The sequence below is a fragment of the Streptomyces zhaozhouensis genome (assembly GCF_900230195.1).
GTDB classification, from domain to species: Bacteria; Actinomycetota; Actinomycetes; order Streptomycetales; family Streptomycetaceae; genus Streptomyces; species Streptomyces zhaozhouensis.
In genome coordinates, this window is sequence record NZ_OCNE01000008.1 from 181,230 (window position 1) to 206,871 (window position 25,642).

A 25,642-nucleotide genomic window follows, 5' to 3' on the forward strand; every position below is an offset into this window, starting at 1 on the left:
CTGGCGAGTAACTACCGGGTTGATCTTGCCAGTGCCCGTTGCGGACCGACTAGCTGTAGGAGCGCCGTCGTGAGCTTGAAGATCGTTGTCTGTGTGAAGTACGTACCCGACGCGACGGGCGACCGCGGCTTCACCGAGGACCTGACCACCGACCGCGAGTCCGAGGGGCTGCTGTCGGAGCTGGACGAGTACGCGGTCGAGCAGGCCCTGCGGATCGCCGAGGACGCCGACGACGCCGAGGTCACCGTCGTGACCGCCGGCCCCGAGGACGCCAACGACGCGCTGCGCAAGGCGCTGTCCATGGGCGCCGACAAGGCCGTGCACATCGAGGACGAGGACATGGTCGGCAGCGACGTCTTCGCCACCTCGCTGGTGCTGGCCAAGGCGGTCGAGCACGTCGGCTACGACCTGGTCGTCTGCGGCATGGCCTCCACCGACGGCGCCATGGGCGTGCTGCCCGCGCTGCTCGCCGAGCGGCTCCAGGTGCCCCAGGTGACGCTGCTGTCGGAGGTCTCCGTGGCCGAGGGCGAGGTCACCGGGCGCCGCGACGGGGACGCCGCCACCGAGCGGCTCCAGGCCGCGCTGCCCGCGGTCGTCTCGGTCACCGACCAGTCGGGCGAGGCCCGTTACCCCTCCTTCAAGGGGATCATGGCGGCCAAGAAGAAGCCGGTGGAGAGCCTGGACCTGGAGGACCTGGACATCGAGACCGAGCAGGTCGGCCCCGAAGGCTCCCGGACGAAGGTCGAGTCGGCCACCCCGCGCCCCGCGCGCACCGCCGGCGAGGTCGTCACCGACGAGGGCGACGGCGCCGAGAAGCTGGCCGCCTTCCTCGCCGAGCGCAAGTTCGTCTGACACCGCGCCGCGCGCTACCCCGGGCCGCCACCGGCCCCGAGGAGTCCCCGACCCGCCCCTCGCAACCCGCTGGAGAACGCACTCATGGCTGAAGTCCTCGTCCTCGTCGACCACCTGGAAGGCGCCGTCCGCAAGCCCACCCTGGAGCTGCTGACCCTCGCCCGCCGCCTCGGCGACCCCGTCGCCGTCCACCTCGGCCCCGGCGCCGAGACCGCCGCCGCCACCCTGGCCGAGCACGGCGCGACCCGCGTGCTGGCCGCCGACGCCCCCGAGTTCGCCGACTACCTGGTGGCCCCGAAGGTCGACGCCCTGCGGGCCGCCGTCGACGCCGTCTCACCGGCGGTCGTGCTGGTCTCCTCCTCGCCCGAGGGCAAGGAGATCGCCGCCCGCCTCGCGCTGCGCACCGACTCCGGTCTGCTGACCGACGCCGTCGACATCACCGCGGGCGACGAGGGCCCGGTGGTCAGCCAGTCGGTCTTCGCCGCCGCCTACACCACCACCTCGCGCGTCACCCAGGGCACCCCGGTGATCACCGTCAAGCCCAACGCGGTGACCCCCGAGCCCGCCCAGGCCGCCGGCACCGTCGAGGAGCTGTCGGTCTCCTTCGGCCCGCTGGCCACCGGCACCCGGGTGGTCTCCCGCACCCCGCGCGAGTCGACCGGGCGCCCCGAGCTCACCGAGGCCGCGATCGTGGTCTCCGGCGGACGCGGCGTCAACGGCGCGGAGAACTTCGCGCTGATCGAGGCCCTCGCCGACTCCCTCGGCGGCGCGGTCGGCGCCTCGCGCGCGGCGGTGGACGCGGGCTGGTACCCGCACTCCCACCAGGTGGGGCAGACCGGCAAGACGGTCTCCCCGCAGCTGTACGTGGCCGCCGGCATCTCCGGCGCGATCCAGCACCGGGCCGGTATGCAGACCTCGAAGACCATCGTGGCGATCAACAAGGACTCCGACGCCCCGATCTTCGAGCTGGTCGACTACGGCGTCGTCGGCGACCTCTTCGAGGTGGTGCCGGCCCTCACCGAGCAGGTCAACACCCGCAAGGGCTGAGGCCGTTCGACCGCGGCGGCGTCCGTGCCCGCGGGGGCCGGCGCCGCCGCGGCCGTCAGGTGGCCGGGGCGGGCGTCGCGGCCACGACCGGTCGCCTTCGTCGCAGACGCGACCGCAGCCGTCGCCGGCCGGAGCCCGAGCGCGCCGGCTCGGGCTCCGGCGCGCCGCCGCGCCCGGCGCGCCTGTCCGCCTCCAGGTCCGAGACGACCGGCGGCGGGCCGCTGCCCGTGTCCTCGTTCCACTGCTCCATCGCCAACGCGGCCAGCAGGTGGTGGTACTCCATGATCCGTCTCCTCCGCTCCGGGACCGGCGGAACCCTCCGCCGTGACACCAGCCTCGGCGACCGCGTTTACGGCGCCTTTGCCCGGTGATCAACCCTCCGTGACGACACGTCGTCGCCGGATGAACACGGCATGACACGGCGTGCCACGGCGTGACCCGGGTCACCGCGCGCCCGCCCCCCGCGACGGGACGCCGGGGCGACGTGCGGAACGCCGACCACGGAAGGGGCCCCATGACCCGCGAAGCCGCCCGCAGCCTGCCGCCCGCCCTCCCCGCCGCGCTCGACCGCCAACTGGCCGACGTCGACGCCGAACTGGCCCGCCGCTACCCCGGCGACCCCGGCACCCGGCAGCCGGTGCACACCGTCTACGTGCCGGCCGACCGCCACACCGCCACCACCCCCGCCGAGTGGGGGGCCGCCGCGCTGGAACTGCTCGACCAGCACGCCCCCGACGCCGGCGCGTTCGCCGCCGCCCTCGGCACGGCGGTGCCGGACCCCGAGGACCTCTACGCCCGGGTGCGCGCCAAGCTCGCCGTCGAGCCCGTCGAGGACCTGCGCCTCGACTTCGAGGACGGCTTCGCCCCCCGCCCGGACGCCGAGGAGGACGCCGTCGCCGCCGAGGCCGCGGCCCGGGTCGCCGCCGCGTCCGCGCGGGGCGCGGGCCCGCCGTTCGTCGGCATCCGGTGCCAGAGCATGGAGGCGCCCGTCCGCGACCGCGCCTGCCGCACCTTGGACGTCTTCCTCACCGCGCTCCTGGCCCACGGCCCGCTGCCCGAGGGGCTGCGGCTCACCCTCCCGAAGGTGAGCCACCCCCGGCAGGTGACCGCCATGGTCCGGCTGTGCGAGGCGCTGGAGCGGGCCTGCGGACTGCCGGAGCGCCGCCTGCGGTTCGAGATCCAGATCGAGACGCCGGCGGCCGTCCTCGGCCCCGACGGCACGGCCACCGTCGCCCGGTTCGTCGACCACGGCGAGGGCCGCGTCGACGGGCTGCACTACGGCACGTTCGACTACAGCGCGGCGCTCGGCATCAGCGCCGCCCACCAGGCGCCCGACCACCCCGCCGCCGACCACGCCAAGGCCGTGATGCAACTGGCCGCCGCCGGCACCGGGGTGCGGCTGTCCGACGGCTCGACCCAGGTGCTGCCCGTCGGGTCCGCCGCACGGGTCCTGGCCGCCTGGCGGCTGCACCACCGCCTGGTCACCCGCGCCCTGGCCCGCGGCTACTACCAGGGCTGGGACATGCACCCCGGCCACCTGCCCACCCGCTACGCCGCCGGCTACGCCTTCTACCGCGCCGGCCTCGACGAGGCGGCGGGCCGGCTCGCCGACTACGTGGCCGGCACGCGGGGCGCGACGCTCGACGAGCCGGCGACCGCGCGGGCCCTGGCCGGTTTCCTGCTGCGCGGACTGCGCTGTGGGGCGTTCACCGAGGACGAGGTGCACGGGCGCACCGGGCTCACCGCGGGGCGCCTGACGGAGTACGCCGCGCCCCGGCCTGCCCCCGGCGGGCGCTGAGCGGACTGGACAACCGTGCTCCCACAGACCAGGCTTTCCGCTCATGACCACTGATCTTGTCGCCGCCGTGGACATCGGCGGCACCAAAATCGCCGGGGCCCTGGTGACCGGCGAGGGGGAACTGCTCCACCGCGCGCAACGCCCCACCCCGGCCCGCGAGTCGGCGGCGGCCGTGCTGCGCGCGGTGACCGACGTGGTCACCCGCCTCACCGAGAGCGGTGACTGGTCTCGGGTGCGGGCGCTGGGCATCGGCAGCGCAGGACCGCTGGACGCCAGGCTCGGCTCGGTCAGTCCGGTCAACATCCCGGTCTGGCGCGACTTCCCCCTCGTCGAGGGCGTGCGGGGGGTGGTCGGCGAACTGCCCGTCACCCTGGTCGGGGACGGCGCCGCCATCGCCGCAGGCGAGCACTGGCGCGGCGCGGCCAGGGGCCGGCGGAACGCGCTCTGCATGGTGGTCTCCACCGGCGTCGGCGGCGGCCTGATCGTGGACGACCGGCTCTACGCCGGCCCCACGGGCAACGCCGGCCACATCGGTCACATCAGCGTGGATTTCAACGGCGACCTCTGCCCCTGCGGCGGGCGCGGCTGCGTGGAGCGGATCGCCAGCGGCACCAACATCGCCCGCTACGCCCTGGCCGCCGGCTGGCGCCCCGCCGACCAGGGCGGGGACGCGACCACGGCGGGGGTGGCGGCGGCCGCGGCGGCCGGCGACCCGGTGGCGCGGGAGGCGTTCGACCGTTCGGCCCGCGCGCTGGCCGCCGGGATCGCGGCCACCGCCACCCTGGTCGAGCTGGAGACGGTGGTGATCGGCGGCGGCGTGAGCCAGGCGGGGGAGGTGCTGTTCGCCCCGGTGCGGCGGGCGCTGGCCGAGTACGCCACGCTGCCCTACGTCCAGGGGATCGACGTGGTGCCCGCCCAACTGGGCACGGACGCGGGGCTGGTGGGCGCGGCGGCGGCGAGCTGGCGGGAGAGCGGGACGTTTTTGTCCCGGGGTGAAGCGGGCAACTGACACCTGGACAAAGAAGGAGGGGGTTCGTGATCATCTGGCTCAACGGCGCGTTCGGTGCCGGCAAGACCACGGCCGCGCACGAACTGCTCCATCTGCTGCCGGGCAGCACCCTGTTCGAGCCGGAGCGGATCGGCGACCAGCTGCGCGGGATGCTCCCCAAGGAGCGGCTCGCCGAGGTCGACGACTACCAGGACCTGCCCTCCTGGCGGAGCCTCGTGGTGGACACGGCCTCGGCGCTCCTCGCGGAGCTGCCGGGGCCGTTGATCACGCCGATGAGCCTGCTGAGCCAGGCGTACCGGGACGAGATCTTCGGCGGGCTCGCCGCCCGCCGCATCCCGGTGCGGCACTTCCTGCTCCAGACGGAAGAAACGTTTCTGCGGGCGCGGATAGACCAGCGGGCCGCCGTCGACGGCGACGCGGTCCGCGCCCGCTGCCTCGACCGGCTCGCGCAGTACGACGCGGCCCTCTCCTGGCTGACCGGCGACGCCCACCCGGTCGCCGCCTCCGAGCTGACCCCGCGGCAGACCGCCGAGGCCCTCGCCGACGGCGTGCGCAGCGGCGCCGGCGCCTGCCCCATCGTGCAGACCGCGCCGCCCCGCGCCGAGACCCTGGCCGCCGGGGTGCTCTTCTTCGACGAACGCGGCCGGGTGCTGCTCGTCGACCCCACCTACAAGCCGGGCTGGGAGTTCCCCGGCGGCGTCGTCGAGTCGGGGGAGGCCCCCACCCTGGCGGCCGCCCGCGAGATCGTCGAGGAGCTCGGCCTGACCCTGGACAAGGAGCCCACGCCGCTGGTCGTCGACTGGGAACCGCCCAGGGCGCGCGGCTTCGGTGGCGTCCGGCTGCTCTTCGACGGCGGCGTGCTGCCCGCGGAACGGCTGGCGGGGCTGCTGCTGCCGCCCGAAGAACTCCGCGCCTGGCGCCTGGTCACCGAGGCCGAGGCCGAACAGCTTCTCGACGCCCGCCGGTTCGCCCGGCTCCGCGCCGCGCTGCGCGCCCGCGCCCAGGGGAGCCCCCTCTACCTGGAACGCGGTCACCCGATCGGCGCCTGACCCGATCGGCGCCCCGGGGAGCCCACCGGAATCGCGCGCCCGGCCGGGCCGCCCTAGCGTGGGGGCGACGGCCCCGGACCAGCGGGGAGGACTCCCACGGGCGGTGACCATGCGTCTCGGCGAGCACCGGCCCGTCGCGCGCCGGCCGGAAGAACCCTGCCCCGAGGAGACCTTGGGCTGGGGCACCCGCGCCGCCTTCGGCCTGATGGCCGGCACCGTCGCCCTGGGGCTGACCATGATGGCCGGCGCCGTGGCCGCCCCCGACGAGGGCCCGCCCCGGCCCGCCCCCGGCGCCGCCAGCGCCCCGCCCACGGGCGCCGGCCCCGCGCCGCTGGCCCGGGCCGAACCGACCTGGGTCACCATCCCCGCCATCGGCGTCGACGCGCCCCTGACCTCCGTCGGCCTCGACCCCGAGGGCTGGGTCGACGCCCCGCCGCAGGAGGTCGACAACCTCGCGGGCTGGTTCCGCGACGCCGCCGCCCCCGGCGCCGCTGGCACCGCCGTCCTCGTCGGGCACGTCGACAACGCCTCGGGCCCCGCCGTCTTCTACGGGCTGGGCGAACTGGCCCCCGGCGACACCGTGCACGTGGTCCGCGAGGACGGCGTCGAGGTGACCTTCACCGTCTACGAGACCGCCGTCTACGCCAAGGACCAACTCCCCGAGCGCGTCTACCGCGACACCGACCGGCCGGAGCTGCGGATCCTCACCTGCGGCGGCAGCTTCGAGCCCGAGACCGGCGGCTACCGCGACAACGTCGTGGTCTACGCGACGCTCACCGGCGCCGAGTGACGCGAACGGAGCCGGACGCTCACCCGTTCGCCTCCGCTGGGGTGTTGCCCCCCACGCACCGTGGTTAGGTCGGACCAGACGAGGGGGAACGCCCCGTATTCGGCGCATTCGTGACAGTCCCCCGGCTGTCGCCGCGACGGCCCCCGTGACGAGAACCCGAGGCAGAACCCGCGACAAAGGAGTCCCCCGATGAGCACAGTACGGACCGCGCTGGCCGCCGCCGGGCTCGGCGTCACCCTCACCCTGACCGCCGCGCCGGCCGCCCACGCGGTCGACGACGCGGCGCCCGCCCAGGGCGTCGACTTCGGCTACAGCGTCTCGCCCGGCACGGTCCGCCCCGGCGGCGCCGTCGACCTCACCGTCACCGGCTGCACCGACTTCGAGGCCACCGCCGAGTCGCCCGTCTTCGACCGCGTCGTCCTCGGGATGCCAGGCGAACTCCAGAGCGCCCGCACGACCGTCGACACCGACGCCCGCCGCGGCGCCCAGTACGACGTGGTCTTCTCCTGCGGCAACAGGACCGCCACCGCCCGGCTGACCATCGCGGCGGCCACGGCGACGCCCGCGCCCAGCGCGACCCCGACCGCGACCTCGACGACCAAGCCCAGCCTCGGCGCCCAGGCCGGCGTCGGCGGCACGCAGTCCGGGCTCGCGCCCATGCTGCTGGCCGGCGCCGGGCTCACCGTCGCCTCCGTCGCCGGCGGCGCGATGCTCGTGCGCCGCCGCGCCTCCCGCCACTGAGCCCGGTGCGACAGGCGCGTGCGGATCGCGGGTCCGGCGCGTGCCGTCGTCGGCGTCCTCGCGCTGGTCGCGAGCGGCGGTCCGGGGTGTGGATCGTCTGGCGGGGCGGGGTGGTCTCCCGCTCCGCCGTCGCGGGTGGTGTCCCCGCGCTCCGGCGCGGGGACGGACCCCGGGGGCGGGAGCGGTTCAGCCCCTGACGCGTGGGGTCGGACGGGCTCGAAGAGCGGCTGGTCACGCGGTCGCCGGAGGCGCGGCGGGCCGGCGGGCCGCGGCCGGGCGTGACCGGCGGGCCCCGGCGGCTGTTGAGCGGGGTGGGCAGCGGGGCAAACGAGACCGTCGAAGGATCTGACGGTCCATGGGCCGTCAGCGACGCCCTCGGGCCGGCCCACCCGGTCCGAGGACGCGCGTCCGGGGAGTCCGCGCGGTCCGTCCGCGTACGTGACCCGGTCGGTCGACCTCGCCGACGGCGTGGGTGCCGGTCGGTCAGCCGGTGCGAGGCGGACGCACCGGGCAGGCGAGGCGGCCGCGACGACGGACTCAGGTGGGCGGGGCGAGCATCTCCGTGAGGATGCGCCGCAGTTCGGTGCGGTCCCGCGGAGTGATCCTCGCCAGTCTGCGGTCGTACTCCGCGGCGAGCGCCGCCAGCGCTCGGTCCCGCGCCCGTGTGCCGTCATCGGTGAGTACGAGCCGGTGCCGCCGCAGATCGACATCGTCGATCTCCCGCCGGATGAACCCCTTGGCGGCGAGGTTGCGGACATAGACCGTGACACTCGCCCTGGGGAGCAGCAGCGCTGTCGCGATCTCGGCCGGGTAGGGCGACCCCTCCACTTCGGCCAGGACGAGGAACTCCTTGGTCTCCAACCCGAGATCAGCCAGCTCCCGCGTGCAGGCGTCCATCACGACACTCAGCAGCCGCTGGTTCAGCGTCCACAGCTGCGCCCCGTCGACGGTCATGCGAGCCCCTGTCTCCGATCCAAGAGGTACAATTCTGTATTGGTTGCAAGGTGTACCAGTGCTGGTCTCGTACTGGACGCCCACGGAACGATAACCTCACGAAGGGCCTCATCCATGCTTCGGCGCCTCACGATCCCGCGCGGACCGATCGAGCTCGCGGCCGACCTGCACCTCCCCGACGACTCCGATGGCGCCGCGCCACTGCGCGCCGTGGTGCTCTCCACCCCCGGTAGCAGCGTGAAGGGGCAGATCGGCGCCGGCTACGCGTCCCGCCTCGCCGCCCGCGGCATCGCCGCGCTCGTCTTCGACCCCGCCCACCAGGGGCAGAGCGGGGGCGAGCCGCGCGACCTCGAGGACCCTTACCGCCGCGGCGAGGACATCTCGTACGCCGTCGACACGCTCACCACGACCCCCGGTGTCGACCCGCGACGCATCGGTGTTCTCGGCATCTGCGCGGGCGGCGGCTACGCCGTGCACACCGCCCGCACCGACCACCGCATCAAAGCGGTCGGCACGGTCGTCCCCGGGGACATGGGCACCTCGTTCCGCGGCTTCCAGCCCGAGGGCCCGGTCGCCGCACTGGACGCCCTCGCCGACGCGCGCGTCGAGGAGTGCCGCTCGGGGGAGCTCACCCGTGTGAACTGGCTGCCCGACACCCTGGAGGAGGCCGCGGCTGCCGGTCTGACCGACATCGACACCCTCCAGGCGATCACCTATTACCGCACCGAGCGCGGCGGCGACGAACACTCCACCAACCGCCGCCTGTCGCGCGGCGACTCACTCCTGCTGGGCTACGACGCGTTCCACCTGGTCGACCAGCTCCTGACCCAGCCGCTCCAGGTCATCCTCGCCGGCCGCGTCGGCGACACCGGCACCTACGACGCCGGCATGAGGCTGTGGGAGATGGCCCCCAACCCGGTCGACCTCATGGTGGTCGACGGCGCCGGGCACTACGAGATGTACGACGAACCCGAGTACGTCGACGCCGCCGTCGACCGGTTGACCACCTTCTACCTCAATCACCTGTAGCTCGGTCGAGTCGGCGTACGGACTCCGCCTCCAGGAGGGCGAGCAGTCCGGGGAATCTCCTCTCGACGTCGGCGCGACGCAGCCGGATGCCCTTGCGGTTGCCGTAGTCGATCTCGTCGATGAGTCCGGCCTCGCGCAGGACCCGGAAGTGGTGGGTCTGGGTCTGCTTCGAGATCGGAAGGTCGAACGAGTGGCAGCCCCGCTCGCTGTCGCCGCGGTCGGCGGCCAACTCCACCATCACCGCGCGGCGGTGCTCGTCGGCGAGAGCGCGCAGGACCGCCCCCAGTTCGAGCGCGTCGGCCTCCGGGTCCGTCCGGTGTGTCCCGGCCATGTGGCACCCCCTTCAGGTACGACTTGCATCGTACCTGAAGACTGTGCTCCCCTTAGGTACGATATTTTTCGTACCTGAGAGGTCGCCATCATGAAGAAGCCCGAGGTGCTCATCGTCGGTGCCGGAATCGCGGGGCCCGCCCTCGCGTACTGGCTCTCCCGCACCGGATACCGGCCGACAGTCGTCGAACATGCCCGGCAGCTCCGCTCCGGGGGGAGCGCGATCGTCGTGAAGGGGCCCGCGATCCCGGTCGCCCAGCACATGGGCGTCCTCCCGCGGCTCCGCGAGCTCGCCACTCGCAATCGGTCACTGACCCTGCTCGACCCCGCCGGCAGGCGAATACTGCGGCTCCCGCTCACCTCGGACAAGGCGCCGACGGTCGAGGTCACGCGGGCCGACCTGTCCGAGGTGCTCCACCGGGCGGCACAGACCGAGGCCGAGTTCGTGTTCGACGACACGATCACCGCCCTCCGCCAGGACGAGGACGGGGTCGACGTCACCTTCCGGCGGTCCGCGCCACGGCGCTTCGACCTGGTGGTCGGTGCCGACGGGGCGCACTCCACCGTGCGGCGACTGGTGTTCGGCCCCGAGCAGCGCTTCACGCGCCATCTGGGCCTGTACGGCGCGACCGTCCCACTGGAACCCGACGCCGTCGAGGACCCGAGCGAGATGACGATGCTGACCGCGCCGAACCGGATGCTCGTCGTCCACCCCTCCCGGAAGACTCCGCTCGCGATCTTCACCTTCCGGACCGCGCCGCTGGCGCCCCATGACCGCAAGAACACCGCACTGCACAAGCGGACCGTGGCCGACGCCTACGCCGACATCGCCTGGCGGGCGCCAGAACTCGTGGCGACGTTCGTCGACCACCCGGCGCCGTTCTTCGACGCCCTGACCACCGTCCGGCTGCCCTCGTGGTCCAGGGGGCGGGTCGTGCTGCTCGGGGACGCGGCGGCGGCGACGGCGCTGCTGGGCGACGGGTCCAGCATGGCGATGGCGGGCGCGTACGCCCTCGCGGAAGAGCTCGCCGCCCATCCCGGTGATCACGTCCGCGCCTTCGCGGCTTACGAGTCCCGGCTCCGCCGTGAGGTGGGCCCGCGGCAGCGGCGCGTCCGCCTGCTCTCCCGGCTCATGGTGCCCCGCACCCGACCGGGCCTCGCGGCGCGCAACGCGGTGGGCCGCGCGGTCGGCCGCGCACACCGGAGCGCCTCGCACGAAACCGCCAACCGGTAGACCGCGTCCATACTCGCCGGTCGCCGGTCGCCGGTCGCCGGTCGCCGGTCGCCGGTCGCCGGTCGCCGGTCGCCGGCCGGCTCAGCCGGCGCCGGTCGGCCGCGCCCGCGCACACCGGACCCACGACCCGCAACGGCGCGCCGCGTGCCCCCACCGAGGCCCGCCCCCCCCGCCGCGCGGAAGCCGCCGGCCGGCTCAGCCGGCGGCGGACGCCGCGAACCGCGCGAGGAAGAGCGCCTCGGCCACCGACATCCGCTCCAACTCCTCGGGTGAGACGCTCTCGTCCACCGCGTGGATGCGGGCGGCCGCGTCGCTCAGCCCGATCATCACCACCTCGGCCTCCGGGTACAGCCCGCCGAGCGTCGCCGTCAGCGGGATCGAACCGCCCTGGCCCACCACCGCCATCTCCGTGCCGTCGTAGGCGTCCCGCATCGCCGAGGCCATCGCCGCGTACGCGGGGCTCTCCACGTCCGCCCGGAACGCCGCCCCCTCGCCCTGCCGCTCCACCGTCACCCGCGCACCCCACGGAGCCCTGGCCCGCAGGTGCGCCTCCACCAGGTCGCCGGCCTCCCGCGCGTCCATCCCCGGGGGCACCCGCAGCCCCAGCAGCGCCCGCGCGCCCGCCTGCACCGAGGGCGTCGCGCCCACCACCGGCGGGCAGTCGATCCCCATCACCGTCAACGAGGGCCGGGACCACAACCGGTCGGCCACCGACCCCGAGCCGACCAGCCCCACGCCGTCCAACACCCCGGCGTCGGCGCGGAAATCCGCCTCCGGGTACTCCGTGCCTGACCAGGTGCCGCCCGCGTCCAGCCCGTCGACCGCCGGCGAACCCGCCGCGTCGTACAGCGAGTCGAGCATCCGCACCAGCGCCACCAGGGCGTCGGGCGCCACGCCGCCGAACGCGCCCGAGTGCAGGTTCCCCTCCAGCGTGTCCACGCAGACCTTCAGCACGGACATCCCCCGCAGGCTCGCCGTCACCGTCGGCTGGCCCGCCCGCACGTTGCCCGTGTCCCCGATCACCAGCACGTCGGCGGCCATCACCTCCGGATGCGCCCGCGCGTACTCCTCGAGACCGCTGGTGCCCTGCTCCTCCGAGCCCTCGACGACCACCTTGACGCCGACCGGGACGCCGCCGTTGGCCCGCAGCGCGCGCAACGCCAGCAGGTGCATCATCAGGCCGCCCTTGCAGTCCGCCGCGCCCCGCCCGTACCAGCGGCCGGCACGCTCGGTCAGCTCCCACGGCGGCGAGGTCCACGCCGCCTCGTCCAGCGGGGGCTGCACGTCGTAGTGCGCGTACAGCAGCACCGTCGGCGCGCCCTCGGGGCCCGGCAGACGGCCGATCACCGACTCCGTGCCGTCCGGCGTCTCCACCACCTCGACCTCGGGAAAGCCCTCGGCCTCCAGCGCCCGCGCGATCCAACGCGCCGCCGCCCGGCACTCCTCGACCGGGAACTGCGCCGGGTCGGCGACCGAGCGGAACGCGACCAGCTCGGCCAACTCCTCCCGGGCGGCCGGCAGGGCGGCGGCCACCGTCGCGGCGACGTCGGCGTGCTGCGGGATGTGCGGCATGGAACTCTCCTCGGACGGGCGGCGGTCGGCGCGCGGGACCTGGCATGGCGTCGGCGCACGGCCTCCGGTGCACCGTGTCCGAACATCGGTGCGGCCGATGATGTCACAGGGCACCGACAACGCCTCGGCCCGGCGGTCGGCCCGGGAAACCTTCCCGATCACCCCGCACTAGGATGCACAGCGGCGAGGCAAGCACGACCGTATCGGGGAGCACGGGCACATCGTGAGCAGCGACAACGAAGCCGAGGACCGGACCGTCTGGGATGTCGTCGTGGTGGGGGCCGGGCCCGGCGGCTCGTCGGCCGCCCGTGCCGCCGCGGAGGCCGGCCGGCGCGTACTGCTGCTGGAGAAGGCCGAGTTGCCCCGGTACAAGACCTGCGGCGGCGGCATCATCGGCCCCACCCGCGACGCGCTGCCGCCCGGCTTCGAACTGCCGCTGCGCGACCGGGTGCACGCCGTCACGTTCTCGCTCAACGGCCGGCTGACCCGCACCCGCCGCTCCAAGCGGATGCTCTTCGGCCTGGTCAACAGACCCGAGTTCGACGAGCGTCTGGCCCAGGCCGCCGTCAAGGCCGGCGCGCGGCTGCGCACCGGCGTCACCGTCTCCCGCGTCGAACAGCACGGCCCGGCCGTCCCGGACCGGCGGACCGTCGCCGTCGTCCTGTCCGGCGGCGAGACCGTGCTGGCCAGGGCGGTCGTCGGCGCCGACGGCAGCGCCAGCCGGATAGGGGCGCACGTCGGGGTCCGGCTGGACCAGGTGGACCTCGGCCTGGAGGCGGAGATCCCGGTCCCGCCCGAGGTCGCCGACGACTGGCGCGGCCGGGTCCTGATCGACTGGGGCCCGCTGCCCGGCTCCTACGGCTGGGTCTTCCCCAAGGGCGACACGCTGACCGTCGGCGTCATCTCCGCCCGGGGCGAGGGCGCGGCGACCAAGCGCTACCTGGAGGACTTCGTCGGCCGCCTCGGCCTGGCCGGGTTCGAGCCCAGCGTCTCCTCTGGGCACCTCACCCGCTGCCGCACCGACGACTCCCCGCTCTCCCGGGGACGGGTCCTGGTCTGCGGGGACGCGGCCGGGCTGCTGGAGCCCTGGACCAGGGAGGGCATCTCGTTCGCGCTGCGCTCCGGGCGCCTCGCCGGCCAGTGGGCGGTGCGCATCGCCGAGGCGCCGGACGCGGTGGACGCGCGCCGCCAGGCACTCAACTACACCTTCGCCATCAAGTCGGGCCTCGGCGTGGAGATGGGCGTCGGCCGCCGGCTGCTGGCCGCGTTCTCCCACCGGCCCAAGCTCTTCCACACCGCCCTCATCGGCTTCCGGCCGGCGTGGGCCGCGTTCACCCAGATCACCCGCGGCTCGACCACGCTCGCCGGCCTGGTCCGCACCCACCCCGTCGCCCGCCGGACGCTCAGCGCCCTGGACCGGCGGCACGAGGCGCACGGTCAGGAGACGAGGGACGAGCCGGGGGAGAGGGCCGGGTCCTGACGCAGGACGCGCTGGTGCAGGGCGCGTAGCTCGGGCCCCGGGTCGCAGCCCAACTCCCGCGCCATCCGCACCCGCGTCTCCTCGTACGCCAACAGCGCGTCCGCCGACCGGCCGCCCCGGTACAGCGCCATCATCAGCAGCCACACCAGCCGCTCGCGCAGCGGGTGCGCCGCCACCTGCCGCATCAGCTCGTGCACGCACTCGTGGTACCGGCCGCGCTCCACCAGCCCCTCCATCCTGGCCTCCAGCACCAGCAGGCGCTTCTCGGCCCAGCGCCGGCGCTCGGCCGCCAGCAGCGGCCCGGCCAGCCCCTCGGCGAACTCCCCGCGCCACAGCGCCTCGGCGCGCGCCGCCAACTCCTCGGCGTGCGCCAGCTCTCCCGCGCCCCTGGCGTGCGCCGCGCGCGCCAACAGCGCCCTCCGCTCGGCCAGATCGTCGATCGCCATCCCGGCCAGCACGTAGCCGCTGCCGGTCCAGCGCGGCCCGGCGTCCGCGCCCAGGGCGCGGCGGATGCCCGAGACGTACTTCTGCACCAGGTTGCGCACCTGCCCCGGCGGGGAGTCGCCCCACACCGCGTCGACCAGTGCCCCGAACGTGATCGGCCGCCCCTCCTGGAGCAACAGCACCGCCAGCACGGCCTGTTGCCTGGGCGGGCCCAGGGGCAGCTCCCGCCCCTCGCGCAACACCCTGAGGGGCCCCAGCAGTTCACCACGTACAGCCTCCGCCATGAGTCCGAGCCTACGCGGCCGGCGGGCGTTCCAGCGGTTCTTCCAGCGGGCGTTCCAGCGCCCGGTCAGCGGCGTCCGGCACGGTGGCGGCCCGCACTCCAGGAAGGCACCACCCTCTGATGGCACCACGACCCCGCCCCGCCGGCACCGGCCCTCTGGCCCGCGTCGGCCGCTTCGCCGTGCGCCGGTCCGGCGCGATCCTGCTGGCCGCCGCCGTGCTGCTGCCGCTGCTCGGGCTGTTCGGCGCGGGGGCGCCCGCCGCCCTGCAACTGGCCCGCTGGGACGCCCCCGGCACCGAGTCCGTGCGCGTCCAGGAGGTGTTGCGCGAGCGGTACGGCACCGGCAACCCCAATCTCGCGCTGCTCGTCACCGCGAAGGCGGGCGACGTCGACGACCCCGGGGTCGCCGCGGCCGGCCGACGCCTGGCCGCCGACCTCGCGGACCACCCGATGGTCACGGACGTCTCCGCCTACTGGGACGAGAACGACGCCGCGCTGCGCGCCGAGGACGGCGCCCGCGCGCTCGTCCTCGCCAGGCTGGAGGGCGACGCCACCGAGACCCGCGCCGAACTCGCCGACCTCTCGCCCCGGCTGACCCAGGAGGACGACCTCGTCGACGTCGCCGTCGGCGGCCAGGAGGAGGTCTCCCGGCAGGTCGGCGAGCAGGCCACCGCCGACTTCCTCACCGCCGAACTCATCGTGCTGCCCACCGTCACCCTGCTGCTGGCCCTGGTCTACCGGCGCACCGTCGCGGCCCTGGTCACCGTCGGCGTCGGGCTGCTGAGCGTGGTGGCCACCCTCGCGGGGCTGCGGCTGCTCGCCCAGTTCACGCCGGTGTCCACCTTCGCCGCCAACCTCGCCCTCGTCCTCGGCCTCGGCCTGGGCATCGACTACTGCCTGTTCGTCATCAACCGCTACCGCGAGGAGCGCGCCGCCGGGCTGCCCACCGAGGCGGCGGTCGCCCGCGCCGTTGCCGTCGCGGGCCGCACCGTGCTCTTCAGCGGCGTCACCGTCGCCGTCTCGCTGGCCGCCCTGCTCGTCTTCCCGTTCTTCTTCCTCAGCTCCTTCGCCTACGCGGGGGTGCTGGTGGTGCTGGCCTCCGTCGCCGGCGCGACCGTGGTGCTGCCCGCCGCCCTGGCCCGTTACGGACACCGCTTCGAGGCGCCGGGCCGGGGCGAACGCGCCGCCCGCTGGTGGGAGCGCGCGGCGCGGGCCGTGCTGCGCCGGCCGCTGGTCATCGGGGCCGCCGGGCTGGCCGTGCTGCTGGTGGCGGCCTCGCCCGTGCTGGGGCTGCGCTTCGGGCTGCCCGACCAACGCACCCTGCCGGAGGGCACCTCCAGCCGCGTCGTCGCGGAGGAGACCGCCGCGCACTTCGCCGCCGAGCCCACCGACACCCTCTTCGTCGTCACCGCGCCCGGAAGCCGCCTCGGCGAGCGGCACACCGCCGCCTACGCCGCCGCGCTCTCCCGCCACCCCGGCGTCTTCCAGGTGCTCTCGCCCGCCGGCACCCACCGCGACGGGGAACTCGCCGCTGCGCCGGGCGCCGCCTCCGCCGGGATGTCGGGCGACGACGGCTCCACGCTGCTGACCGTGGTGCCCACCCAGCGGGCGATGGCCGGGGACGTCCCCGGGCTCGTCGCCGACCTGCGGCAGGTACCCGCCCCGGTAGCGACCGAGGTCGGCGGCTACCCGGCGGAGACCAGCGACTTCCGCTCGGAACTGCTCTCCCGGGTGCCGCTGCTGGCCCTGCTCGTCCTCGCGGCCACCGCGCTGGTGCTCTTCCTGCTGACCGGGAGCGTCCTGCTGCCGTTGAAGGCCACCGTCCTGAACCTGCTGAGCCTGGGCGTGATGTTCGGCGCCCTGGTGTGGGTCTTCCAGGACGGCAACCTCTCCGGCGTCCTCGGCTTCACCCCCACCGGCTCCATCGAACCCAGCATCCCGTTGCTGATGTTCTGCGTCACCTACGGGCTGTCGATGGACTACGAGGTCTTCCTCCTGTCCCGCATCGCCGAGGAACACCGCCGCACCGGCGACACCCAGGCGGCCGTCGTCGCCGGCGTGCGCCGCACCGCGCCGCTGATCACCGCGGCCGCCGGCATCCTCGTCGTCACCTTCGCCACGTACGCCACCAGCGGCATCGTCTTCCTCAAGGAACTGGGCGTCGGCACCGCCCTGGTCATCCTCGTCGACGCGACGCTGATCAGGACCGTGCTGCTGCCCGCGTTCATGCGGCTGGCAGGCGGCGCCAACTGGTGGGCGCCGCGCCCGCTGCGCAGGCTGCACGAACGGATCGGGCTGAGCGAGGAGCCGCCGCCCGCCCCGGCCCCGCTCCCGGCGGCGCGTACGACGGAGGGAGTAGCGGCGGTGCCGCCCGCGGGCTGACGCCCCGGCGGGGCGCCGGCCGCTACGGTGACCGGCATGACCTCGCCGCTGACCGCCGTCGCACGGCTGCCGTGGGCGTCCACGGCGGCCGTGCTGCTGGTGCAGCTGGTCGGCAGCCACTTCGCCGCCCGGGACCAGCCGGAACGGGTCGCCCTCGACCCGGGCGGCTACGCGCTGCTCGCCGCCGGGCCACTGCTGCTCCTGGCCCGCCGGCGCCACCCGGCGGCCGCCGCCTGGGGCACCGCCGCGCTCACCCTGCTGTATCTGGGCGCGGGGTACCCCTACGGGCCGGTCTTCCTCAGCGTGCTCGTCGCCACCTTCGGCGCCGCCGTGGCCGGCGAACGGTCCGCGGCCTGGGGCGCGTTGGGCACGCTGTGGCTGGGCCGCCTGATCAGCGGCCACTGGCTCCACCGCTGGCTGCCGCCCGAGGACGACGGCCCCGTCGACTGGGCCTCCGACACCGCGACCGCCGCCTGGATCGTCGCCCTGCTCGCCCTCGCCGAACTGGCCAGGGCGCGCGGGGAACGCCACCGGCGCGAGGAGCGGGAGCGCGCCGAGGCCGCCCGACGCCGTGCCGACGAGGAACGGCTGCGCATCGCCCGCGAGCTGCACGACATCCTCGCCCACAGCATCTCCGTGATCCATGTGCAGGCCGGCGTGGGCCTGGCGCTCCTGGACAGCGACACCGAACAGGCCCGCGCGTCCCTGACCACCATCAAGGCGGCCAGCAAGGAGGCGTTGGGCGAGGTCCGCCAGGTGCTCCAGGCGCTGCGCGCACCCGGCGCGGCGCCCCGCGCCCCCTCGCCGGGCGTCGACCGGCTGCCCGAGCTCCTCGCCCAGGCCCGCGACGCGGGGCTGGAGGCCACCCTCACCACCGAGGGCCGCCCCACCGGGCTGCCGCCCGGCGCCGACCTGGCCGCCTTCCGCATCGTGCAGGAGGCCCTGACCAACACCGTGCGGCACTCCGCCTCCCGCACCGCCCGCGTCCGGCTCGCCTACACTCCCGACGGGCTGCGGCTGACCGTCGACGACGAGGGGCCCGCCACCGGCGACCCGCGCGGCGCCGGCGGCAACGGCCTGGTCGGGATGCGGGAGCGGGCCGCCGCCCTCGGCGGCGGCGTCACCGCCACCACCCGCGACGACGGGGGCTTCACCGTCACCGCGGACCTGCCGTACGGCCCCCCGGGCCCGCCCGCCCACGAGGACACCACCCCACGGGAGAACGGATGATCCGCGTCCTGCTCGCCGACGACCAGGCCCTGGTCCGCGCGGGCTTCCGCGCGCTGCTGGACGCCCAGCCCGACATCGAGGTCGTCGCCGAGGCCGCCGACGGCCGCGAAGCTTTGACCCTGGTCGGCCAACTGCGCCCCGACCTCGTCATGATGGACATCCGGATGCCCGTCCTGGACGGCCTGGCCGCCACCCGCCGCATCACCTCCCGCCCCGAACTCACCTCCGTCCGCGTCGTGATGCTGACCACCTTCGAACTCGACGACTACGTCTTCGAGGCCCTCCGCGCCGGCGCCTCGGGCTTTCTCGTCAAGGACACCGAACCCGACGAACTGCTGCGTGCCACCCGCGCCGTGGTCGCCGGCGACGCCCTGCTCTCGCCGGGCGTCACCCGCCGCCTCATCGCCGAGTTCGCCGCCCGCTCCAAGGCGCCCGAGCAGACCCTCCCGCTGGCCGGGCTCACCGACCGCGAGCGCGAGGTCCTGGCCCTCGTCGGCCTCGGCCTGTCCAACGAGGAGATCGCCCGCCGGCTGGTGCTCTCCCCGCTGACCGCCAAGACCCACGTCAGCCGGGCCATGGTCAAGCTGGGCGCCCGGGACCGGGCCCAACTCGTCGTCGCCGCCTACGAGTCCGGGCTGGTCCGCCCCGGCTGGCTGGGCTGAACCGCCGGACGCTTCCGCCGCACATAGATCTGCTTGCGCACCAGGGCCACCACCGAACCGTCCTCGGCCCGCACCACGCAGTCGAACCAGGGGAGCGCCTTGGCACCGTCGGCGGTGGCCTCGCGTATCTCCGCGACCCGGGCGTCGTCGAGCACGAACTCCACCGTCACGTCGCCCCGCCCCGGCGCCACGTACTCGATCTCCGCCGCCTTGTCCCAGACCACGTACTCCCCGGGACCCAACCGGTGCAGCACCAGCATCGCCCAGAACGGGTCGCACATCGAGTACAGCGAGCCGCCGAACTGGGTGCCGAAGTAGTTGCGGTTCAACCGGCGCAGCCGCATCCGCACCCGGGCCGAGGTCCAGTCGTCGGCGATGTGCTCCACCTTGATCCCGGCCGCGCGGAACGGCGGCCACCAGCGCATCAGGCGGCACAACCAGCGGGGAGTGACGGAACGTAGGGCCATGACCCGAAAACTACCAGACCCGGTTACCCGTCGGTAATGACATCCGTCACGAGCCCGGATGACCGAGCGCACCCCGCGCCGCCCAACTCGTCACGGCCGCCACCCCCGCCAGCGCGGCCACCGTCAGCAGCGCCGTCGCCAGGCTGAACCAGTCCGCCAGGAAACCGATCGCCACCGGCCCCGCCAGCATCCCCCCGTACCCGATCGTCGACGCCGCGGCGACCCCGCGCGGCCCCGCCAACTGCCCCGCCGTGCCGATGGTGATCGGGAAGACGTTGGCCAGCCCCAGCCCCGTCAGCGCGAACCCGACCAACGCCAGCCACAGCGTCGGCGCCAGCGCCCCCAGCAGCATCCCGAACGCCCCCAGCGCTCCCCCCGCGACCAGCGCCCGCGTCGTCCCCAGCCGCGCCAGCACCGCCGAACCCGTCAGCCGACCCACCGTCATCGCCAGCGCGAAGAGCGCGTAGCCGGCCGCCGCCACGCCCGCGCTCGCCCCCAGCGTGTCCTTCAGATGCAGCGCGCTCCAGTCCGCCATCGCCCCCTCCCCGTACGTCGTGCACAGCGCGATCAGCCCCAGCACCGCCACCAGCCACCCCACCGCGCCGCGCGCCCCCGCGCCCCCGGGCGCCGCTGCCCCGGACGTGGACGCCCCGGGCGCCGCTGCCCCGGACGCGGACGCCCCGGACCCGCCCCGCGCGGTCGACCGCCACAGCGTGCGCCCCGCCCCCACCACGACCGCCATCCCCAGCGCCGCCAGCAACGCCAGGTGCACCGCCGCGCTCAGCCGGTCCGCCACCAGCCCGCCCAACCCCGCGCCCACCATCCCGCCCAGGCTGAACGCCGCGTGGAAGGACGGCATCACCGGCCGCCGCAGCGCCGCGACCAGGTCCACCGCGGCGCTGTTCGCCGCCACGTTCACCCCGCCGAACCCCGCCCCGAACACCAGCAGCAACGCGCCGAGCCCCACCGCCGACCCCGCGTGGGCCGGCAGCGCGACGCTCCCCACCAGCAGCGCGCCCGCCAGCACCGTCACCCGGTGGGTCCCGAAGCGCTGACACAACCGCCCCGTCAGCGTCATCGTCACCACCGCGCCCACCGACACCCCCAGCAGCGCCAGCCCCAACGCGCTGGGGGAGGCCCCGGTCTGCTCCTTCACGTCCGGAATCCGCACCACCCAGCCGGCGAAGACGAACCCGTCGACCGCGAAGAACGCCGTCAACGCCGCCCGCGCGCGCACCAGTTCACGCGGCGTCGGCCCGCGGCCGGCACCGCCGCCACCTGCGGCGGGCGACACCAGCGCCCGCAGTTTGTTTATGGGAGACACAAAGCCAGAATAGGAGCGTGACCCACACCCGCACCAGACTGGAACGTGGCCGAAACGCGCTGGGCCCCGCGCTCGAACTCGTCCACACCGGCCGCGCCCCCACCCGTGCCGTCCTCACCACCGCTCTCGGCGTCACCCGCGCCACCGCAGGCGCCGTCGCCAGCGAACTCCAGACGCTCGGCCTCATCACCGTCGACTCCCGCCCCGGCGGCGCCACCGGCAGCCACGGCCGCCCCTCCCACCGGCTGGCCATCGACCCCGGCGGACCCGTCGCGCTGGCCGCCCAGGTGCACGCCGACGGGTTCCGCGCCGCCCTCGTCGGGCTCGGCGGCCACCTCCACGCCACCACCCCCGCGTGCACCACCGTCGCCGCCGACCCCAAGGAGATCCTCGGTCAGGTCGTCGCCGCCGGCGCCGACCTGCTGCGCGAGACCGGCCGCCACTGCGTCGGCGCCGGCCTCGCCGTCCCGTCCGCCGTCGCCGAGCCGGAGGGCACCGCCCTCAACCCCCTCCACCTCGCGTGGCCGGCCGGCGCCCCCGTGCGCGACCTCTTCAACGACTGCCTCGCCGAGGCCGGCGTCGACGCCCCCGGCTACTGCGGCAACGACGTCAACCTCGCCGCCCTCGCCGAACACCGCCACGGCGCCGGCCAGGGCGCCGCCCACCTGCTGTGCGTCGCCACCGGCCACCGGGGCGTCGGCGGCGCCCTCGTCCTCGACGGCCGACTGCACTCGGGCAGCGCGGGCCTCGCCCTGGAGGTCGGCCACCTGACCGTCGACCCCGCGGGCCGCCCCTGCCACTGCGGCAGTCGGGGCTGCCTCGACGTCGAGACCGACCCGCTCGCCCTGCTGGAGGCCGCCGGCCGCACCCCGGGCCCCGAGGGCTCCCTGCTGGACCAGACCCGTGAGCTGCTGCGCACCGAGTACGCCACCGACCCCGCCGTGCGCGGCGCCGCCCACGCGGTCATCGACCGCCTCGGCCTCGGCCTCGCCGGCCTGGTCAACATCCTCAACCCCGACCGCATCATCCTCGGCGGACTGCACCGCTGGCTGCTGGAGGCCGACCCGGACCGCCTGCGCGGCCTGATCGAGGCCGGCAGTCTGTGGGGGAGAAGCGGCACCGTCCCCCTCGCCGCCTGCACCCTCGACTACAACAGCCTCGTGGGCGCCGCCGAACTCGCCTGGCAGCCCGTCCTCGACGATCCCCTGGCCGCCCTCCCCGCCTGACCCGCCCCTCAGACCTGCTCCACTCCCGACCCCAGCGGAGCCGGCAACAGCCGCCACACCGCCCGCCGTTGGGCCGGCTCCGCCTCGTCGTCCCAGGGATCGGGCGTCGCCGGCACCCGCAGCCGGCACACCGGCCCGGTGCCCAACCGCGCGTACCCCGCACCCACCGCCACGGCCGGCCCCGGCGGCGGCATCCGCCCCAGCACCGCCGACACCTGCGCGGCGTCCAACGCCCCCAGCGCCACCCGCGCCCGCAGACACCCCAGCACCCCGTCGCCCAGCCGCTCCCACACCCCCACCTGCTCGGCCAGCGCCACCGTCACCCCCGCCTCCCGCCCGTACCGCAGCGGCACGTCGAGCCAGCCGCTCGGGTCGCCCGCCCCCGCGGCCCACGCCCGGTGCGCCAGCAGCACCGGCCGGTCCACCAGCAGCCACAACGGCGGCAGCGTCGCCCGGTCCCCCGCGTCCAGCAGCAGCCGCCGCTCCGTCTCCCGCGCCACCCACGCCAGCCCCGTCACCGCGCCCTCGGGCGTCGACTCCACCCCCCACACCCCCGCCCGCCCCGCGAAGCAGCCGAAACCGCCCGACCCGGCGCCGTCCACCAGCACCGCCTCACCCCACCCCAACGCCTGCAACGCCACGGCCCGCAGCAACCCCGTCCCCCCGGCACCCGGCGCCCCCACCGCCAGCAGATGCGGCTCCCCGGAACGCCTGCCCGTCCGCCACAGCAGCGGCGCCATCTCCGTCACGATCCCCGCGCCCATGGCCGGCACCGTGCGGTCGGCGGCCGCGCGGTCCGTGCACCCCAGCACCACCTCGCCCGTCCCCGCGACGAACCGCTGCGCCACCACCTCCGCCGGCCACGGCCCGACGGCCGCGCCCTCCGGCTCGACGTCCGCGTCCCGGCCCTCCTCGGGCGGCGGCCACTCCGGCCGTCCCTCCCGCCACCCCAGCGCCACGGCCCCCGCCACCAGCGCCGCCACCAGCCAGGCCCCCACCGCCGGCAGCCACAGCGCCACCCCGCACAGCCCGACCGCCCCCGCGGCGGCCGGCAACCGCCGCCGCCCCCGCGCGCCCCACCACCACGCCGCCACCGCCATCCGCGCCAGCCCCCGCAGCACCACCCACGGCAGCCACGCCAGCCATCCCAGCGCTCCCCGCCGTTCGCTCCCGTGCGCCGTCGCCCGCATCGCGCGCTCCTCGTCCCCGGGCCGCGTGCCGACTACAGCGCGATCCCGCCGAGCATCTGGGCGATCCGTGCCCCGCCCTCGTGGATGCCCGGCGCCACCGAGGTGCCCGCCAGATAGAAGCCGAAGAGGGCGCAGACCACCGCGTGCGACGGCTTCAGCCCGTCCTTGCGGAAAAAGAGGAACACCACGATCCCCAGCAGCACGACTCCCGAGATGGACAGGACCATGAGTACTCACTCCCCAAGCGGCCGACGGCGTTCTGAGAAGCACTCTAAGCAGAGTAAAAGCCAAATATCAGTTGAAAAGGTCATATGGGGGAAAGCAGCCCTCGCCGTGACGAACTCACACCCCGTCAGCGCCCCACACCGCGCCACGGTGCGGCACCCGTCCCAGAGGTCGATAGGCTGGCCTCTGTTCGAGGGCGAGGAGGAAGAAAACCGATGGCAGACAGCACCCAGCCGTTGTCCGCGCGCGCCAAGTTCGCCGTGACGGCCGGCAAGGCCGCGGCGGCCGTTTCCCGGGCAGCCGGCCGAGGCAGCGGGTCGGTGATCGGCGGGAAGGTCGCCCTGCGCGTCGACCCCGAGCTGCTCGCCCGCCTCGCCGGACACCTGGACGTCGTCCTGGTCTCCGCCACCAACGGCAAGACGACCACCACCCGGCTCATCGCCGAGGCCCTGCGCGCCGGCGGCCCCGTCGTCTCCAACGCCCTGGGCGCCAACATGCCCGCCGGCATCACCTCCGCCCTCTCCGGCGGGGCCGAGGCGCGGTACGGCGTCATCGAGGTCGACGAGAAGTACCTCACCACCGTCGCCGAGGACGTCCACCCCAAGATCGTGGCGCTGCTCAACCTCTCCCGCGACCAGCTCGACCGCGCCGCCGAGACCCGGATGCTCGCCGAACGCTGGCGCGAGGGCCTCCAGGACTCCAAGGCCACCGTCGTCGCCAACGCCGACGACCCGCTCGTCGTCTGGGCCGCCTCCTCCTCCGCCAACGTCGTCTGGGTCGCCGCCGGCCAGGAGTGGAAGGACGACGCCTGGTCCTGCCCCGCCTGCGGCGGCGTCATGCACCGCCCCGACGACACCCACTGGGCCTGCGGCGAGTGCGGCTTCGGCCGCCCCGCCCCCACCTGGGTCCTCTCCCACGGGCAGGTCATCGACCCGCACGGCTCCGCCTGGCCCATCCGCCTTCAGCTGCCCGGCCGCGCCAACCAGGCCAACGCCACCACCGCAGCGGCCGTCGCCGCCACCTTCGGCATCCACCCCCAGGTCGCCCTCCAGCGCATGGAGTCCGTCGCCGCCGTCGCCGGCCGCTACGACGTCGTCAGCTACCAGGGCCGCGACATCCGCCTCCTCCTCGCCAAGAACCCGGCCGGCTGGCTGGAGACGTTCTCCCTCATCGACCCCGCGCCCGCCCCCGTGCTGCTGTCCGTCAACGCCCGCGGCGCCGACGGCACCGACACCTCCTGGCTGTGGGACGTCGACTACACCCGCCTCGCCGGCCGCCCCGTCGCCGTCATCGGCGACCGCCGCCTCGACCTCGCGGTCCGCCTGGAGGTCGCCAACGTCGACTTCGGCGTCTACGACACCCTCGACCAGGCCATCGCCCAGCTGCCCGCCGGCCGCATCGAGGCCATCGCCAACTACACCGCGTTCCAGGACCTGCGCCGCATCGTCGGCAACTGACGCCGCCACGGCCCCCGCGAACGCCCCCGGACGAGAGGAACGACAGCGACCATGAGCACCTCAGGCCTCCGCCTGGTCTGGGTCTACCCCGACCTCCTGAGCACCTACGGCGACCAGGGCAACGTGCTCGTCGTCGAACGCCGCGCCCAGCAGCGCGGCCTGCGCGTCGAGCGCGTCGACGTCCGCTCCGACCAGCCGCTGCCCACCTCGGGCGACATCTACCTGATCGGCGGCGGCGAGGACCGCCCCCAGCGGCTGGCCGCGGAACGCCTGCTGCGCGACGGGGGCCTCACCCGCGCCGTCGAGAACGGCGCCATCATCTTCTCCGTCTGCGCCGGCTACCAGATCATCGGCCACGAGTTCATCAACGACCTCGGCGAGCGCCAGCAGGGCCTCGGCCTCCTCGACGTCATCAGCGAACGCGGCACCGGCGCGCGCTGCGTCGGCGACGTCCTCGGCGACATCGACCCGCAGCTCGGCCTGCCGCAGCTCACCGGCTTCGAGAACCACCAGGGCATCACCCGCATCGGCCCGGCCGCCCGCCCCCTCGCCCAGGTCCGCCTCGGCAACGGCAACGGCACCGGGGACGGCACCGAGGGCGCGTGGAACGGCACCGTCTTCGGCACCTACATGCACGGCCCCGTCCTCGCCCGCAACCCCCAGATCGCCGACCTCCTCGTCAAGCTCACCCTCGACGTCAACGCCCTGCCCCCCGTCGACGACCGCTGGTACGAGGCCCTGCGCACCGAGCGCATCGCCGCCGCCACCGCCCCCGCCTGACACCCTTCGCCGGGGCCCCGACGAGGGGACCCCGGCCACCACCCCCACCGGCGCGTTCCCTAAGGTTGCGGGTGTACCGCGCACAGC

25 protein-coding genes are annotated in these 25,642 nt (G+C 75.2%); 16 read left to right on the forward strand and 9 right to left on the reverse strand.

Going from position 1 to position 25,642, the window contains the following annotated elements; all coding sequences use genetic code 11:
• Positions 1 to 69 precede the first annotated feature (69 nt).
• Together CRP51_RS13925 and CRP51_RS13930 are read left to right on the forward strand one after the other, a co-directional pair.
• Positions 70 to 852, forward strand: a complete 783-nt coding sequence (locus tag CRP51_RS13925; RefSeq protein ID WP_097231487.1) for an electron transfer flavoprotein subunit beta/FixA family protein — start codon at positions 70 to 72, stop codon at positions 850 to 852.
• Between the two features lie 84 nt (positions 853 to 936).
• On the forward strand, positions 937 to 1,899 hold the full coding sequence (locus CRP51_RS13930; protein WP_097231488.1) for an electron transfer flavoprotein subunit alpha/FixB family protein: 963 nt from the start codon (positions 937 to 939) through the stop codon (positions 1,897 to 1,899).
• 55 nt (positions 1,900 to 1,954) lie between these two features.
• Here CRP51_RS13930 and CRP51_RS13935 read toward each other — a convergent pair whose 3' ends face one another.
• Complete coding sequence (locus CRP51_RS13935; protein ID WP_097231489.1) at positions 1,955 to 2,182, reverse strand: hypothetical protein; 228 nt, start codon at positions 2,180 to 2,182, stop codon at positions 1,955 to 1,957.
• 231 nt (positions 2,183 to 2,413) lie between these two features.
• Here CRP51_RS13935 and CRP51_RS13940 point away from each other — a divergent pair, with 231 nt between their 5' ends.
• The 5 genes from CRP51_RS13940 to CRP51_RS13960 all read left to right on the forward strand — a co-directional run bounded on the left by CRP51_RS13940 (position 2,414) and on the right by CRP51_RS13960 (position 7,286).
• A complete protein-coding gene (locus CRP51_RS13940; protein ID WP_097231490.1) occupies positions 2,414 to 3,697 on the forward strand; it encodes a DUF6986 family protein in 1,284 nt (427 codons plus the stop codon).
• A 43-nt stretch (positions 3,698 to 3,740) separates the two neighbouring features.
• Positions 3,741 to 4,706 (forward strand): ROK family protein, encoded by a 966-nt coding sequence (locus CRP51_RS13945; RefSeq protein WP_097231491.1) that lies wholly within the window; start codon positions 3,741 to 3,743, stop codon positions 4,704 to 4,706.
• Between the two features lie 26 nt (positions 4,707 to 4,732).
• Positions 4,733 to 5,755, forward strand: coding sequence for an NUDIX hydrolase (locus CRP51_RS13950; RefSeq protein WP_097231492.1), 1,023 nt, complete (start codon positions 4,733 to 4,735; stop codon positions 5,753 to 5,755).
• Between the two features lie 109 nt (positions 5,756 to 5,864).
• Positions 5,865 to 6,545 (forward strand): class F sortase, encoded by a 681-nt coding sequence (locus CRP51_RS13955; RefSeq protein ID WP_170970552.1) that lies wholly within the window; start codon positions 5,865 to 5,867, stop codon positions 6,543 to 6,545.
• Positions 6,546 to 6,734: 189 nt separating this feature from the next.
• Complete coding sequence (locus tag CRP51_RS13960; RefSeq protein ID WP_097231493.1) at positions 6,735 to 7,286, forward strand: hypothetical protein; 552 nt, start codon at positions 6,735 to 6,737, stop codon at positions 7,284 to 7,286.
• A gap of 537 nt (positions 7,287 to 7,823) precedes the next feature.
• On the opposite strand, the gene CRP51_RS13965 is transcribed toward CRP51_RS13960, so the two are convergent.
• Entirely contained in the window at positions 7,824 to 8,240 is a 417-nt protein-coding gene (locus tag CRP51_RS13965) for a MarR family winged helix-turn-helix transcriptional regulator (RefSeq protein ID WP_097231494.1), read from the reverse strand.
• Positions 8,241 to 8,354: 114 nt separating this feature from the next.
• On the opposite strand from CRP51_RS13965, the gene CRP51_RS13970 reads away from it, so the two are divergent.
• On the forward strand, positions 8,355 to 9,269 hold the full coding sequence (locus tag CRP51_RS13970) for an alpha/beta hydrolase (RefSeq protein ID WP_097231495.1): 915 nt from the start codon (positions 8,355 to 8,357) through the stop codon (positions 9,267 to 9,269).
• Here CRP51_RS13970 and CRP51_RS13975 read toward each other — a convergent pair.
• Positions 9,256 to 9,600, reverse strand: coding sequence for an ArsR/SmtB family transcription factor (locus CRP51_RS13975; RefSeq protein WP_097231496.1), 345 nt, complete (start codon positions 9,598 to 9,600; stop codon positions 9,256 to 9,258). The two genes, CRP51_RS13970 and CRP51_RS13975, sit on opposite strands and share 14 nt — an antisense overlap.
• Positions 9,601 to 9,690: 90 nt before the next feature.
• On the opposite strand from CRP51_RS13975, the gene CRP51_RS13980 reads away from it, so the two are divergent.
• A complete protein-coding gene (locus CRP51_RS13980) occupies positions 9,691 to 10,833 on the forward strand; it encodes an FAD-dependent monooxygenase (protein ID WP_097231497.1) in 1,143 nt (380 codons plus the stop codon).
• Positions 10,834 to 11,028: 195 nt separating this feature from the next.
• Here CRP51_RS13980 and CRP51_RS13990 read toward each other — a convergent pair whose 3' ends face one another.
• A complete protein-coding gene (locus CRP51_RS13990; protein ID WP_097231498.1) occupies positions 11,029 to 12,405 on the reverse strand; it encodes a dipeptidase in 1,377 nt (458 codons plus the stop codon).
• Between the two features lie 223 nt (positions 12,406 to 12,628).
• Here CRP51_RS13990 and CRP51_RS13995 point away from each other — a divergent pair, with 223 nt between their 5' ends.
• A complete protein-coding gene (locus CRP51_RS13995; protein ID WP_099459305.1) occupies positions 12,629 to 13,885 on the forward strand; it encodes a geranylgeranyl reductase family protein in 1,257 nt (418 codons plus the stop codon).
• On the opposite strand, the gene CRP51_RS14000 is transcribed toward CRP51_RS13995, so the two are convergent.
• Positions 13,843 to 14,613 (reverse strand): AfsR/SARP family transcriptional regulator, encoded by a 771-nt coding sequence (locus CRP51_RS14000; RefSeq protein WP_097231500.1) that lies wholly within the window; start codon positions 14,611 to 14,613, stop codon positions 13,843 to 13,845. The two genes, CRP51_RS13995 and CRP51_RS14000, sit on opposite strands and share 43 nt — an antisense overlap.
• Positions 14,614 to 14,732: 119 nt before the next feature.
• Here CRP51_RS14000 and CRP51_RS14005 point away from each other — a divergent pair, with 119 nt between their 5' ends.
• Genes CRP51_RS14005 through CRP51_RS14015 form a run of 3 tightly spaced genes read left to right on the forward strand, consistent with a single transcriptional unit; the run spans position 14,733 to position 18,886 of the window.
• Entirely contained in the window at positions 14,733 to 16,994 is a 2,262-nt protein-coding gene (locus CRP51_RS14005) for an MMPL family transporter (protein WP_097231501.1), read from the forward strand.
• A gap of 36 nt (positions 16,995 to 17,030) precedes the next feature.
• Positions 17,031 to 18,224, forward strand: a complete 1,194-nt coding sequence (locus tag CRP51_RS14010; protein ID WP_097231502.1) for a sensor histidine kinase — start codon at positions 17,031 to 17,033, stop codon at positions 18,222 to 18,224.
• Positions 18,221 to 18,886 (forward strand): response regulator, encoded by a 666-nt coding sequence (locus tag CRP51_RS14015; RefSeq protein ID WP_097231503.1) that lies wholly within the window; start codon positions 18,221 to 18,223, stop codon positions 18,884 to 18,886. Before CRP51_RS14010 ends, CRP51_RS14015 begins: the two co-directional genes overlap by 4 nt.
• On the opposite strand, the gene CRP51_RS14020 is transcribed toward CRP51_RS14015, so the two are convergent.
• Both CRP51_RS14020 and CRP51_RS14025 read right to left on the reverse strand, forming a co-directional pair.
• Entirely contained in the window at positions 18,847 to 19,353 is a 507-nt protein-coding gene (locus CRP51_RS14020; protein ID WP_212615905.1) for a DUF4442 domain-containing protein, read from the reverse strand. The two genes, CRP51_RS14015 and CRP51_RS14020, sit on opposite strands and share 40 nt — an antisense overlap.
• A gap of 46 nt (positions 19,354 to 19,399) precedes the next feature.
• Entirely contained in the window at positions 19,400 to 20,677 is a 1,278-nt protein-coding gene (locus CRP51_RS14025; RefSeq protein ID WP_439333164.1) for an MFS transporter, read from the reverse strand.
• A gap of 17 nt (positions 20,678 to 20,694) precedes the next feature.
• Here CRP51_RS14025 and CRP51_RS14030 point away from each other — a divergent pair, with 17 nt between their 5' ends.
• Positions 20,695 to 21,903 carry an ROK family protein gene (locus tag CRP51_RS14030; RefSeq protein WP_097231506.1) on the forward strand — a complete coding sequence of 403 codons (1,209 nt, stop codon included), beginning with the start codon at positions 20,695 to 20,697 and terminating at the stop codon, positions 21,901 to 21,903.
• A gap of 8 nt (positions 21,904 to 21,911) precedes the next feature.
• On the opposite strand, the gene CRP51_RS14035 is transcribed toward CRP51_RS14030, so the two are convergent.
• Together CRP51_RS14035 and CRP51_RS14040 are read right to left on the reverse strand one after the other, a co-directional pair.
• The gene (locus tag CRP51_RS14035; RefSeq protein ID WP_097231507.1) at positions 21,912 to 23,093 is read right to left on the reverse strand and encodes a hypothetical protein; all 1,182 of its coding nucleotides are present in this window, start codon (positions 23,091 to 23,093) and stop codon (positions 21,912 to 21,914) included.
• Positions 23,094 to 23,125: 32 nt separating this feature from the next.
• Positions 23,126 to 23,320: a hypothetical protein gene (locus tag CRP51_RS14040; protein ID WP_097231508.1), complete on the reverse strand. Its 195-nt coding sequence runs from the start codon at positions 23,318 to 23,320 to the stop codon at positions 23,126 to 23,128.
• Positions 23,321 to 23,533: 213 nt separating this feature from the next.
• Here CRP51_RS14040 and CRP51_RS14045 point away from each other — a divergent pair, with 213 nt between their 5' ends.
• The gene (locus CRP51_RS14045) at positions 23,534 to 24,775 is read left to right on the forward strand and encodes a MurT ligase domain-containing protein (protein ID WP_097231509.1); all 1,242 of its coding nucleotides are present in this window, start codon (positions 23,534 to 23,536) and stop codon (positions 24,773 to 24,775) included.
• Positions 24,776 to 24,826: 51 nt separating this feature from the next.
• Complete coding sequence (locus tag CRP51_RS14050; RefSeq protein ID WP_097231510.1) at positions 24,827 to 25,555, forward strand: type 1 glutamine amidotransferase; 729 nt, start codon at positions 24,827 to 24,829, stop codon at positions 25,553 to 25,555.
• Positions 25,556 to 25,642 lie beyond the last annotated feature (87 nt).